General features: G+C 50.6%; 14 protein-coding genes. All 14 read left to right on the top strand.

Annotation, left to right across the window (positions count from 1 at the left end; translation table 11 throughout):
- Nucleotide 1 precedes the first annotated feature (1 nt).
- Entirely contained in the window at nucleotides 2-439 is a 438-nt protein-coding gene (locus FNL37_RS08745) for a GNAT family N-acetyltransferase (protein WP_159355858.1), read from the top strand.
- Between the two features lie 58 nt (nucleotides 440-497).
- Nucleotides 498-1,220, top strand: a complete 723-nt coding sequence (locus FNL37_RS08740; protein WP_159355857.1) for a hypothetical protein — start codon at nucleotides 498-500, stop codon at nucleotides 1,218-1,220.
- A gap of 8 nt (nucleotides 1,221-1,228) precedes the next feature.
- Nucleotides 1,229-1,840: a hypothetical protein gene (locus FNL37_RS08735; protein WP_159355856.1), complete on the top strand. Its 612-nt coding sequence runs from the start codon at nucleotides 1,229-1,231 to the stop codon at nucleotides 1,838-1,840.
- A gap of 8 nt (nucleotides 1,841-1,848) precedes the next feature.
- Nucleotides 1,849-3,258 (top strand): hypothetical protein, encoded by a 1,410-nt coding sequence (locus FNL37_RS08730; RefSeq protein ID WP_159355855.1) that lies wholly within the window; start codon nucleotides 1,849-1,851, stop codon nucleotides 3,256-3,258.
- A gap of 6 nt (nucleotides 3,259-3,264) precedes the next feature.
- Entirely contained in the window at nucleotides 3,265-5,154 is a 1,890-nt protein-coding gene (locus tag FNL37_RS08725; RefSeq protein WP_159355854.1) for a hypothetical protein, read from the top strand.
- Nucleotides 5,155-5,366: 212 nt separating this feature from the next.
- The gene (locus FNL37_RS08720) at nucleotides 5,367-6,464 is read left to right on the top strand and encodes a hypothetical protein (protein WP_159355853.1); all 1,098 of its coding nucleotides are present in this window, start codon (nucleotides 5,367-5,369) and stop codon (nucleotides 6,462-6,464) included.
- A 10-nt stretch (nucleotides 6,465-6,474) separates the two neighbouring features.
- Nucleotides 6,475-6,849, top strand: coding sequence for a hypothetical protein (locus tag FNL37_RS08715; protein ID WP_159355852.1), 375 nt, complete (start codon nucleotides 6,475-6,477; stop codon nucleotides 6,847-6,849).
- Nucleotides 6,850-6,858: 9 nt separating this feature from the next.
- Nucleotides 6,859-7,239, top strand: coding sequence for a hypothetical protein (locus FNL37_RS08710; protein WP_159355851.1), 381 nt, complete (start codon nucleotides 6,859-6,861; stop codon nucleotides 7,237-7,239).
- Complete coding sequence (locus FNL37_RS08705) at nucleotides 7,232-7,510, top strand: hypothetical protein (RefSeq protein ID WP_159355850.1); 279 nt, start codon at nucleotides 7,232-7,234, stop codon at nucleotides 7,508-7,510. The genes FNL37_RS08710 and FNL37_RS08705 overlap by 8 nt, the downstream gene beginning before the upstream one ends.
- Nucleotides 7,510-8,046: a glycoside hydrolase family 19 protein gene (locus FNL37_RS08700; RefSeq protein ID WP_159355849.1), complete on the top strand. Its 537-nt coding sequence runs from the start codon at nucleotides 7,510-7,512 to the stop codon at nucleotides 8,044-8,046. Before FNL37_RS08705 ends, FNL37_RS08700 begins: the two co-directional genes overlap by 1 nt.
- Complete coding sequence (locus FNL37_RS08695; RefSeq protein WP_159355848.1) at nucleotides 8,043-8,576, top strand: hypothetical protein; 534 nt, start codon at nucleotides 8,043-8,045, stop codon at nucleotides 8,574-8,576. Before FNL37_RS08700 ends, FNL37_RS08695 begins: the two co-directional genes overlap by 4 nt.
- A gap of 493 nt (nucleotides 8,577-9,069) precedes the next feature.
- The gene (locus tag FNL37_RS08690; RefSeq protein WP_159355847.1) at nucleotides 9,070-10,854 is read left to right on the top strand and encodes an ArnT family glycosyltransferase; all 1,785 of its coding nucleotides are present in this window, start codon (nucleotides 9,070-9,072) and stop codon (nucleotides 10,852-10,854) included.
- A gap of 294 nt (nucleotides 10,855-11,148) precedes the next feature.
- A complete protein-coding gene (locus tag FNL37_RS08685) occupies nucleotides 11,149-11,517 on the top strand; it encodes a VOC family protein (protein ID WP_159355846.1) in 369 nt (122 codons plus the stop codon).
- A 92-nt stretch (nucleotides 11,518-11,609) separates the two neighbouring features.
- A complete protein-coding gene (gene chrA, locus FNL37_RS08680) occupies nucleotides 11,610-12,971 on the top strand; it encodes a chromate efflux transporter (RefSeq protein WP_159355845.1) in 1,362 nt (453 codons plus the stop codon).
- Nucleotides 12,972-13,040 lie beyond the last annotated feature (69 nt).

The raw sequence follows: 13,040 nt of genomic DNA, 5'->3' as shown, positions 1-13,040 counted from the left end.
CATGATCAGATTCGGTGAAATCGCAGATATCCCACGTGTGGCCGAGATTGGCGCTAGGCTTCATGCCGAATCAAGCTTCAAGGATCTTGATTACTCCTATGAGAAGGTGGAAGCCATGTGCCATACCCTGCATGCAGCAGGGTTCTTCATTGTTGCCGTAAAGGATGATGCCATTGTCGGGGCCATGCTGGGCGATGTATATCGCCCTTGGTATAGCAATGACTTGGTTGGCATAGATTACAGCCTCTATATCGAGCCAGAGCACCGCAATGGGCTCATGGCGGTCAAGATGATCAAGCGCTTCGAGGATTGGTGCACGATGATGGGGGCTGTTCAAATCCGGCCCGGCATAAGCACTGGCAATCCCAATGCAACCAGACTTTACCAAGCCCTTGGCTTCAAGCCTGTTGGCGAGATTTTCTGCAAGACGATGACCTGATCGCATGGAGTAGCGGTGCTGCTGTTATCTTGCAGTCATTAAAAATGGAGCCGCGCTCATGTTCCTTTCTCTTCATAAATTTATCCCATGTCTAGTTAGTTCCTTCACCCTTTATGGAGGCGGCGGGGGCGGTGGTGGCGACGGCGGCGCGGCCGAACGAAAAGCCGCTGAAGATAGACGCATTGCGGCAGCAATTGCCCAGGTCAATAAAATATTCGGCGCTGACTCAGATAATAGCGAAGCAAAAGCCGAACGTGAAAAGCTATACGGTAAGGTTGCCACTGATTTCACCAATAACGCCATGGTGGACCTCAACAAAGAGCGCGATATCACCGGGCGTGACTTGAATTTCCAGTTGGCTCGCCAGGGCCTATCCGGAGGCAGTCGCGATGTGGATGCGAATGCTGAGGTAACCGATCGATTTAACCAGGGCGTTTTACGCGCCAATAACCTTGGCATTCAGGCAGCCAATAATGCCAGGTCAGCTGATACTGGAACCAGACAAAAGATTGTCACATCCATTCAAGCCGGTTTAACAGCGGATCAGGCCGCGCAGCAGGCTTATGAAGGCATGTCGAATAATGCCAAAGCCGCTGCTGACGAGGCTAGCACTGCGAGCCTGGCAGGTTTCTTTGATGCTCTTCGCGCTACCCAGCAGCAGCAAGCTTATAACGCTGGATACAGCGGTGCGGCAACGCCGGGTTACAGCACTGCTTACAGCGCAAAACCTTACTACAACAACAATAGCAGCTACAACGGTAGCTCAAGCAAATTTAGCTAGGAGGCAATATGTGCACCGGAGCAGAAGCGGCATTACTTACAACGGCGGTGGCGGGAGCTGGAACCTACCTGCAGCAGGAATCTGCCAATGATGCGGCAGATCGTCAGCAAAAGATTGTTAACCAAGCGGCAGAGGCCGATGCGCGACTTTCCAAGGAAAAAGGAAACCTGATTACCGATTTCACCGCGAAGACCTATGATCCAACGGCGCGTGCTGATCGCTATGAACAATCCGCCGACACCAACACCGAGAAGCTTCTGGCTGGCCTGAAGGATTCTACCGGCAATGAAGGTGGCGCCGAGGTTCCGAAGTATGCAGAAGGCAATCTGTCCAGCGACTATGCAGCGGCACGTGAAAAGGCAAGCGAAAACTCAATAGCCGACATTATGAAGCGCGCCATGCTGATGGGGCGGGCCAATGCCAACGGCAATCTGTACCAAGGCGAATCGGAATTGATGGGTAATCTGAATACAGACTTGGCGGGCATAGCCGGAAAGCAAGCGGTTAACCGCGGGTATTACAACACCCAGTTAAATGGTGTTCGCAATACCGGTAGCTTGGCCGGTGGGTTGCTTACTGGCGCCGCTCCTGGCGTTGGTAACTATGCAATGAATCGATAGGAGTAGATATGGCCGCTAACTCTCAATTAGGCTTAAGTCTCGGTCGCGCACTTAGTGGCGCCTATGATCCAACCGGTTATCGCCAAGGGCAGCGTGATGCAGCACAGGCGGAATTGCTACGCACTCAAAACGAGCTTGGCCGGGCAAAGTTAGAAGGTGCCCAGCGGGATCTGTCGCGTGATCCTGCTGAATTTGCGGCATTACAACTTGGGGTGGATAAACCGCTAGCAGACGCCTTGGTACAAGGCTTCAAAAGCGGTGGCAATTATGGCCTGGGCTCGCAGGATAAGCCAAACTTCATGCCAGATGGTTTGCGTGACCTATCCAATAGCAGCACGCCAGAGTACGTGAAGCCACAAGGCTACTCCCCCGAGCTTGAGAACAAGTTCCGGCGCACCTATGGCGCCATCAAGCAGGGTGTTTATGCGGGTGAAGGCAATCCAGAGACGATTTACAAAGGCCTGCAGGAAGCCGACAAGGCTGCTTTCCTGTCTGGCTCTCAGACGCCCACAGATGTTGCTGTGCGCAATGCGGCAACTAAAGGTAACGCGGCCGATGTTTGGAAGCTTGAGAAGCTTCGGCAGCTGAGCGATTCAGGCGCAAGTCCAGAACAGTTGCAGGACGCGGCGCGCCAATTCATGGTGCTGGACAATAAGCCGCTGTATGACTTCTCGGAAAATGGCGTCGGTGATAATGTCACCGGCCAGTTCAATATTGGTGACATAGGCCGATCCAAAGTCGATGTCAATCAAAGTAAGGTTGGCAGCGAGAGGGCATTAGCAGCGCAGCGCACCTCTGCGGCTGGCTTAAATAACGCCAATGTCGGGCTGGTCACGGCCAAGACGGCAAACGAACGGAACAAGCCAGTAAGCCAGGCTCCCGCGACGGCGGATGGCAAGACCTACAGCAACAAACCACTGCCAACCCCAGCCCTGAAGCTCCAGCAAGAAGAGTTGGAGACAATCGGGGCTGTTTCTGGCACCAATGCTGATTTGGCGGCCTTGCAAAAGCAGGTTCAAGACGGAACCATCAAACTTGGCCCCGTGGATAATCTCTGGGCTGGGGCCAAGAACTCCCTTGGGATCAGCGATGAATCAAGCCAGGGATACCAGACACTTATAGCCACCTTGGAAAAGGCGCGGAATTCCTCATTGCTTCTGAATAAAGGCGTGCAAACCGATGGCGATGCCCAGCGCGCCTGGAATGAGTTGCTGACCAATCTTAATGACCCGAAGGTAGTGGCGAAGCGCCTGCAGGAAATCCAGAACATCAACAATCGAGCTATCAGCATTCGCAAAGCAAAGGTTGCAAACCTGCGCCGGAATTACGATGCGCCACCGCTGGATTTTTCAGAGTTTGATGCGCCAAAGACTTCGATTGAGTCAGGTAAAAAAGAACCCTCTGTTTCTAACTGGTAGACCACTATGCGCAATGTGACGATTACCTTTGACGATGGCAGCACCCATCAATACAACAATGTTCCGGATGATATAACCCCGGAGCAGATACAAGGTCGCGCCTCAAAAGAGTTTTCGCGCGGTGTTACGCACATTGATGGCGGCAAGAAAGCTCCGGCCAGAACATTTGGCGATCGCGCCGCCGACTTTTACAAGGGCCAGCTTGATTCGGCGATGAACATCAGCCAGAACCTAATGACCCCTATTAATCGTGTCATTGATTACGTCCAAGGCAAGGAAGGCGGCAGCTTTGCCAAAGGCAATAAGGCTGAATTTGATAAAGAGCTCAATGCCAATCGTGACACCACTTCATTTAAAGCCGGCCGCCTCATTGGGGACATCGAAGCCACTATGCCTATCGGCGCCGGCCTGGGTGCTGCTACAAAGGCTTTGGGTTTAACCAAACTTGGGACCGCGATACAGTCAGGTGGCATGACGCTCGGCAGCCCGGGCGGTAGCGCTATTGTAAACGGCCTCACTCGCGTGGCAGGCGGCACGATCAACGGCGCTGCTACAGCTGGGGCTGTTAATCCTGACGATGCTGTAAAAGGCGGTGTAATTGGCGGTGTTCTCCCCGTTGCGCTTAAAGTTGCCGGGGTTGCAGGTAGCACTATTTCAAAGATTCCTGCCGCCGCAAAATCCTTGATAGAGCCTTTTTATGAAGGTGGCCAAGATGCTATCGTGGGGCGCGCCCTTAACGGCGTAACCGGTGGGTACGCTGATGACGCCATTCGCAATTTGAAGGCGGCAGACGGTCTCATACCCGGCGTAAATCCTACGGCAGCCGAAGTTGCGCAGAATCCAGGCCTTGCTGCCTTGCAGCGTTCTGCAGTAGCCAACAATCCCGTTGCAACAAATGAAATGGCTTTGCGCCAGGTGGCAAATCAAGATGCCAGATTGGCAGCCCTTGATGGTCTGATTCCAGACAAGCAGGCAGCTATTACCGCGCGCGACACTGCTACAAAGGGCCTGTACGAGCAGGCCAAGGCATCTCCCGTGACGATAACTCCAGAACTTGACGCGCTATTGCAGCGGCCATCCATGCAAAGTGCAATTGCCCGGGCGAAGCAATTGGCCAATGAGGCTGGCCAGACCTTTGATCTTGAAAATATGACCGGGCAGGGCGCGCAGTACCTTAAGATGGCGCTTGATGACATTGCAAATGCATCGCCAATGACGGGTATCGGTGGTAATGAGCTTCGCGCTGTTCAGGGTACCCGTGGTGCATTTGTGGATGAGCTTGGCAAACAGTTGCCTGAATATTTACAGGCCAATCAGCAGTACGCTGAGCTGTCAGCGCCACTTAACCAGGCCGATATCATTGCGGAGATAGCGAACAAATCAAAAGATTTCCGCGGGAATTTGACTCCTGCAAAAACAGCCGCTGCCATCAGTGATAAGACTGCCCAGCGAGTGACCGGGCGTCCGACTGCGACACTCGAAAAAGTGCTTACACCAGAGCAGCTGAAAATGCTGGATAACCTCAAGCAATCCTTGCTGATGAAGGACTATGCCGAAACGGCTGGGCGCGGAGTTGGCTCCAATACCGTGCAGAATCTGGCATACAGCAACATGATTGAGCGTGCAGGCATTCCTACAGGTATCACGAAATTTGCACCCGCAGGTATTGTGGGGAATATCGTATCTAAGGCGGCGGATGTCGGCTACAAGAAGGCCAATGCCCAGCTGGCAGAGAAACTTGCTTTATCTCTATTGAACCCTCAAACCGCGGCTGATCTCATGCAGGCCGCCGCGCAAAAGCCCAGCGCGCAATCAGAAGTCGTCCGCAGCCTTCTGGCCGGTCTTGGCGAGGCTACTTCTCGATCAGCTCCCGTTCTGGCTGTTTCACGTGATTAAGCTTTGAATTTCTTCGCCTGTCTTCCTCTATGGTCCGCCCTGTGATCAGACCGTAGAAAAGATGGACGAAGAAAACGAGCAGGACGAGGCCAATTAATTTATATACCACATAGTCTATATGCGTCATCCCGTAACTTTAGCATATTGGAATGTCAAATCGCATGGAGTGCAGGCTGGATAAGTAGCATTGGGGCAACTAACAGGAGCGCCCCATGTCATTCGCCCCGAATTACACCCCCACAGTAGGATTCGCCACTGAAGAATCAAACCAGACCGCCGGGCGATCTACCGTCCGGACCCCGGCCGTTGACAATGAGCTTGCCAATATCAGCTCATCCATCAATGCCATAAATTCCAATCTCAAGAAGATCCAGCGCGACGATAACAAGTTAATGGATGCTTCAGTTGAGCCACATACCCTATCAGAGCAAACCCGCGCCATTTTATCTGTAGGCAATACAAACCCGCGGGGAAATTGGACTGCCAATACAAACTATGCATTCAAAGACATTGTTATGTTTTCGAATGTTGCTCAGATATGCATCACGCCTCATAACTCCGGAACGGTATTCACCCAATCATTCTGGATGCCCATTTCAGGCGATGGAACGAGCGCCGCTAATGCTGCGGCAGCTGCTTCGTCCGCTGCCTCCGCCGCTGCATCTGCTTCTTCAGCAACATCCTCTGCAGCATCTGCATCTTCAAGTGCTAGCTCCGCCTCAACCTCGGCGGGAAATGCCGCTACTTCCGAAGTTAACTCTTCAAATAGCGCATCATCGGCGGCTACATCGGCGGCGAGCGCGGCGGACAGTGCTGCTAACGCTGCTCTTAATGTCGATTTTCCTGAAGTGGCTTTTGATCAAGCGGCTGACTTTCTTGTTTTCTCAGATACCAGCGACAGCAACAAAAAGAAGAAAGTTAAATCAGGGCTTGGAATTCTGGATAGGACTGGACTTGCAGGCCAAATCCTGACGGCCCAGGGCGCTGGGGTTGCGCCGGCATGGGATGCTGATAAGTATTTGGGCATAGGCCAAGCCTACGGCAGCAACCTTGCCGGGGTATCACGGTTTTTCAATACTACATACACCAATACTGGTTCCAAACCTAGGTTTGTTTCTGTCGGCGTCACCTTCCCTGCAGCATCTAGCCAAGTCACGTTATTGGTGGATGGGCATCAAGTTGGCTTTGCTGGGTCATCTAGTGTGGTAATCGCGGGGCAAGTTTGTGCAATTGTGCCGCCGGGTGGCACATACCAAGCAGTAAACACAGGCGCCGGAGCTACTGGCACTTACTGGCACGAATTAAGTTAAGGAATCCGCCGTGAAATATTACAAAAAAGCGAATGGTGGCGTATGGGCATTTGAGGATGATGGCTCGCAAGATGATCAGATTACAGATGAATTTACCGCCATGACTGAGGCTGAAATAGCGAGTCACTTAACTCCTAAGACGGTGCTGCTAACCAAGTTCACCTCATTGGAATACCTTGACCGCTTCACCGAGGCAGAACAGCTGGCAGTAGTCGGCGCGACGATGAGCAATCCAGCGGTAAAGCTCTGGTATGACCGCATGGCCATGGCTTCGTATGTCGATATTACAGATCCGCGTGTGGCGGCTGGTATTGACGCGTTGATCGCGGCCGGCCTGTTAGATGCTGGGCGCAAAGATGCCTTGCTCCAACCACTTGAGATTTAGGGGAAGTATATGGCCGAGCCAATTTCACATGCTGCTATTGCTGGCGGTCTAGCTTATGCAGCTGGGCAGTCATTTGCATTGCAGCATGGCCAGTTTTTGGGAGCAGCTCCAGAAGCCTTTGTACTTGGCCTGATTGGGGCTTTTGCGGTATGTGCTTGGCAGGATGCTTTTGACAAGCCGAGAAAAACATACGCAGGGATATTCTTGACTATGTTGATCGCTGGGTATGGCTCGCCAGCGGCCGCAGATGCAATCAGTCATTACTTTGTATTCCTGACAAAAGAGAATTTATTTTTCATTTTGCCATTACTCATCGGGGTAATCGTGCCCATTCTGGGGCCTGTCGGCTTCACATGGGCTAAAAAGAAATGGGGTAGCGATAATGCTTAATCCTGTTGACTTCATATTGTTTGCAGCAGCTTGCGTCATTTTTGTCCGGGCTGTCCACATCGTTTCATTTTTGCGCAGAGAAACCTGGCCAGCTCGCTGGAAGTTTTTTGCATTTAGCTTAAGCATTGGATTTTTGGCGGCCGGGGCTTTTGCTGTTGCGTTTGGGTTTAATTGGGGCGCCCCCCTATTTCTGCTGGGTGTTGCGGGGTATCTGCTTTTCGATAGGCGACTCCAAAATGCGAAACGTACCACGGTACTTGGGGGATTTTAATGATCACCTTCGACCAAGCCCGCAGCATCATGCCCTTAGGCGTCACGCGCCTCAGTGAATTCCTCCTGCCCCTCAATTCCGCCATGGTGGAATTCGACATCAAGACCCCGCTGCAGCAGGCCGCATTCCTTGCCCAGATTGCCCACGAGTCCGGCGAACTGAGATATACCCGCGAGCTGGCCAGCGGTGAAGCATACGAGGGGCGCGCTAGCCTTGGCAACACCGAGCCAGGAGACGGGAAACGCTTTAAGGGCCGGGGCTTGATCCAAATCACCGGCCGCGCCAATTACAAGGCATGCAGCAATGCCCTCTACGGTGACGAGCTGACCCTGATCAAATACCCCGAGCTACTGGAAAAGCCGAAAGATGCATGCCGGTCTGCCTGCTGGTTCTGGAAGTCACGCGGGCTCAACGCGCCGGCCGATGCCGGTGACTTTGAAAAGATCACGCGCCGGATCAATGGTGGCCTAAATGGATACGATGACAGGCTGAAATATTACGCACGCGCCAAGAAGGCGCTGGGGGTAGCAGCATGATCAAGTGGGTTATCGGGTTTTTCACTGACAAGGTAAAAGCGTACACAGCCATAGCTGGCGCCGTCGCTTTGGCCGTCTTTGTGGCATCGGCAATTACTTATATTTTAGTGATTACCAACCAGCGCGATAAGGCAGTGCGAGAGCTGGCAGAGGTGAAAGCCGAAATTCGTAATGCCAGGCAAAACCGAGCTGGCGAGATAGCGGCCATCAAAGCAGAGGATTCCCAAAGCAGGATCGTGCTCGCCAACGCTTACAACGATACTTTCAAAAGGGCCCAAGAATATTATGCGAACAATCCCAATGTTGTTTATCGCTATCTGGCTGACCGCATGCAGCAGCCAGCCAACAATTCAGCTCCCGCCGGGGGAGTGTCCGGCGTTTCCATCCCCGCCGAAGTATTTACCCAAGGCAGGGGAGACCAAGACCCGGTATTTACTCGACTTGCCAACGACTGCACAGAAACAACAGCCCAGTACGACGCCCTGAGACATGCTTGGGATACATATTGCAAGACGCATAAATGCGAGTAACATTCGATTTGCTGAACGCGTGACCTTTTGATTTGCCATCCGCAAGGCTTTGTATAGCAATTTGGTCAAACCGTTTTAATCACACTATATGGCTTGAATCCCGTTATTTTAAGCCATGATTGGTGCCTGTCGAGGGCACCACAAACACCTGCGTCCTGCCTTGTCTGTGGTTGGCCTGTAAGAAGTGTAAGCGCTGGGATTGCTTTTCAAGGCCAGCTTGCATCAAATTCAGCAGTCAATGCTATGAGATTTCTACCTCTCTACCTCTCTACCTCTCTACCTCTCTACCTCTCTACCTCTCTACCTCTCTACCTCTTTGCTGATATGTGTCCAATATCACGCTCGCTTGATTTGTAAACAGATATCCTCGGCCTGTTTCATAAAAATGACCTGAAGTGAGTTTGCTTGATGGGCATTCTGATTTTTGGTACCGAGATTACTTTTTCAATGCATCCCAATATTGCCAACCATAACAATCAGCAAGACATGGCCCATGTTTAAATTCTTTATTTATCATTATCTTATCTTGATGGTGGCCATCATGTCTTTTTGGGGCATAGGGCATCTTGTGGCACGCTCATCATCCGCTATTGGAGACTTGGGGAGTATTCGACATCCCATTCAAATATCGCTTGGATTGGGGGCTGTCATCTGCCTGATTCAGCTCATTTCAATTCTTGGACTTTTGAATTTTACAGCACTCGCAATGATCATCGCTGTGGGAATCGTCATATCCTCGGTAATCTTGTTCTCTTATTTCCAAGATAAAAATCAAAGACAGACCTTTTTTGAGGGATGTAAATCTCTTGGAAAATCCAGAAAAATTTACATTTTTTCATTAGTACTCTGTGTATTACCTACACTTTTAAAACCATTGCATTCACCCTCAGCATGGGATGAAGTGATGTATCACTTGCCTCATGCCCAGCAATGGATAATGGCTGGTAAGTTGACGGTGAATGAATGGATAAGGTATCCATGGTTTCCATATAACTATGAGTTGCTTTACGCCGCAGGAATGATCCTGGTGGATGATATTTTTCCGCATTTGTTGCATGCATTGGCAGGATGGCTAACCGCCGTTCTGATATACCAAGTGGCAAAACGCTATTTTGATTCTTTTGTTGCTGTTTTATCGGTATTGATTTGGTTGCAAATTTCGAGGTCCTATTTTGGCAATGCCTATATTGATATGGGGCTTACTTTATTTATCGTTGCCGCTGTCATTTCATTTTATTCCTGGTCAGAAAATCCAAAAAATAACGCGTTGCTTTATGTGGCTGCTTTTTTTATGGGACTTGCTGCTGGGACCAAATACCAGGCACTCATGTTTTTGCCGATTTTCTTTGTGTTACTCGTAGTGAAGAGGGTAAAAGTTGAAGTGTTTTTGAAGCTAACTTTGCTTTTACTGATTCCTTGTGCTTATTGGTATTTCAGAAATTTTGTGATTACCGGTGATCCATTTTCCCCTATGGGCGGAAAAATATTCGGTTTTTATGATTGGAATGCTGAGGATTTCAGATCACAATTCATTGAGCTTAGTACTGTAAAAGGTTGGCCTCATTGGTTATTGTGGGCTGCCCCATTTTGCTTGTTGAATGGGAAAGTATATTCAGAGCGTTTTATCAGATCATTGGTTATTTTTTGTGTATATTCAGTTGCAGTATGGATGATTATTTCGCATTACCCAAGATATCTGCTTCCACTTTATCCGCTACTGGCAGTTTTCTCAGCCGTAGCAGTTGTCTATATTTCCCAATTTTTACTCGTTGAAGTAATTAAAAGAATGAATAACGGTGTTTATATTGAAACGGAAAAAGTAAGGAAATTATCTCTCGCCATTTCTTCTACGGTACTTATTGCATTTATGGTTGTAGGCTTAGTTGCTACAAATTCATCTCTTAAATCGGTTACCTGGAATGAAACTGTGCGTGAAAAATTCCTTAATAAAAGAATACCAGGCTATGAGGCTATTGAGTTTCAGAATAAATATGCCAAAGGTAATACATACCAGTTTGGTATGGAATATGCCGTCTATTACATGAAGAATCAGACATGGGGCGATCATTTTGGACCCGGTCGCTATAGAGATTTCGTTGACCTGAGCTCAAGTGATTTGCACGACAAGTTAGTTAGTATGGGATTTGAAAACCTGATGATCAATCAGGATGTATTTAAAAGCATTTCCTTGAAAGAGGACTTTGCCTGCTATTTTTCCGAGATGTATAAAAGTGATCCTGTTGTACTTTATAAGATCAAATCATCCAGAGAATGCTGAAAATCCCCCCAAGGCGGAAACTGGCGATCTCGATGTTTTCCCGTGCTATGTCTCTGAAACTGATGAGGCGGACTACGAATGCGAGTTCGCACTGGCTGGTGTGAAGCATAAACCTTCTATGCTAGAGTTGGTGGCAAGTGGAAAATCGTTTATAAAGGGGGTATCCATCTTGATGGCCTCACTGGATAAATTCGCATAATTTCATCCCAGTCTCGTACCTAAAAAGAGCAAGGTGCGAGGTGCATTTTTCATTCTTGTTCAAATTCTTGTCCCTATCGCAATTCAGGCGTCACCATGTCCAACCTACATATTACCGAAATCAAAGCCTTCGTCCCGTCCAAAGACTTTGCCTTGTCCAAGCAGTTTTATACCGATATTGGCTTCACCATGGCGTCAGAAGGTGGCGGGGTTGCCTATTTTCATTTTGGAGGGGTGAGCTTTCTGCTGCAGGATTATTGTACGGAGGGGTTTGCTGAAAATTTCATGATGCATATCCTGGTGGATGATGTGGAGGCGTGGTGGCGCCATATTGATGATAGTGGTGTCGTGAAAAAATATGCGGTTAAAATTTGGCCTTTGGAGACGCAAACATGGGGGATGCGGGATTTTTGCCTGACCGACCCCTCGGGTGTGCTCTGGCGTATTGGGCAGAATGTGGATTGATGCTTGCCGCCAGATTTCTCACTGGCAAGGTACGAAATTGCTCGCGCATGTGGGCTTGCATTCAAACAGGTTCGACTCTGGCTTGAGGTCTTATGAGCACTAAAACCACTTCGGTATACCTCACAACCCCAGCCCCTCAGCCGGTCTCTCTGGCGCAGGCGTTCTGGTATTGGCTCAAGTTGGGCTTTATCAGTTTTGGCGGGCCCGCAGGGCAGATTGCTATCATGCATCACGATCTGGTGGAGAAAAAACGCTGGATTTCTGATCAGCGTTTTTTGCATGCCCTGAATTACTGCATGGTGTTGCCCGGCCCGGAAGCGCAGCAGCTGGCGACCTATATCGGCTGGTTGATGCATCGTACCTGGGGCGGAATTGTCGCCGGTGGTTTGTTTGTGCTGCCATCGTTTTTCATATTGACGGGCCTGGCCTGGATCTACATGGCTTATGGGTCTGTTCCTGCTGTGGCGGGGGTGTTGTATGGAATCAAGCCCGCGGTGGTGGCGATAGTGATGTTTGCGGCCTACCGCATAGGCCTGCGCACGCTTAAAAACCGCGTGCTGTGGAGCATTGCGGTGCTGGCGTTTCTGGCCATATTTGTGTTCAAGCTGGCTTTCCCGTTGATTATTGTTTCCGCTGGCCTGATCGGCTATCTGGGCGGTAAATATTTTCCGCTGTATTTCAAGGTGGGTGGGGGCCATGGCCCTGCTGCTGGAAGTGTGGGGCCTGCATTGATCGATGACCATACGCCTGCGCCAGCGCATGCTGTCTTTAGCTGGGCCAGCTTATGGCGAGTGGCGTTGACTGGCCTGGGTCTTTGGCTAGTGGCTATGGGCGGCCTGATGGCGGCGTATGGCTGGCATGGGGCGTATACGCAGATGGGCTGGTTTTTTACCAAGGCGGCTTTGTTGACCTTTGGAGGTGCCTACGCGGTGTTGCCATATGTGTATCAGGGCGCTGTGGAGCATTATCACTGGCTCACCGCCCCGCAGATGATCGATGGCCTGGCATTAGGCGAGACAACGCCGGGGCCGCTCATCATGGTAGTGACCTTTGTCGGCTTTGTGGGGGGATGGGTAAACGAGGTGTTTGGCGCAGGCGCCACCGTGGCTTCTGCGTTTGCGGCGGCGGGCATTGTGACCTTCTTTACCTTTCTGCCGAGCTTTGTATTCATTCTGCTGGGCGGGCCGTTTATCGAGACTACCCATGGCAAACTGAAATTTACTGCGCCACTCTCTGCGATTACGGCAGCAGTGGTCGGCGTGATAGTCAATCTGGCGGTGTTTTTTGCGTATCACGTCATGTGGCCGCAAGGGCTGGATGCCGCGGTGGATTGGGTTGCCTTGCTGCTAGCGCTGGCTGCGGTGCTGGCCATTTTTCGGTTCAAGATTGGCGTTATCCCGGTGATTCTGGCGTCTGGCCTGCTGGGCATGTGCCTGAAGCTCGCATCGATCTGACCTGCTCCATATTGCTTTCAGCGAGTTTGGTGGCGATTTAGCGCAACCTATACTCTCTAGTGCAGTCCT

The organism is Methylovorus glucosotrophus (genome assembly GCF_009858335.1).
Classification (GTDB): domain Bacteria; phylum Pseudomonadota; class Gammaproteobacteria; order Burkholderiales; family Methylophilaceae; genus Methylovorus; species Methylovorus glucosotrophus.
This window is presented reverse-complemented; position numbering and strand designations above follow the sequence as displayed.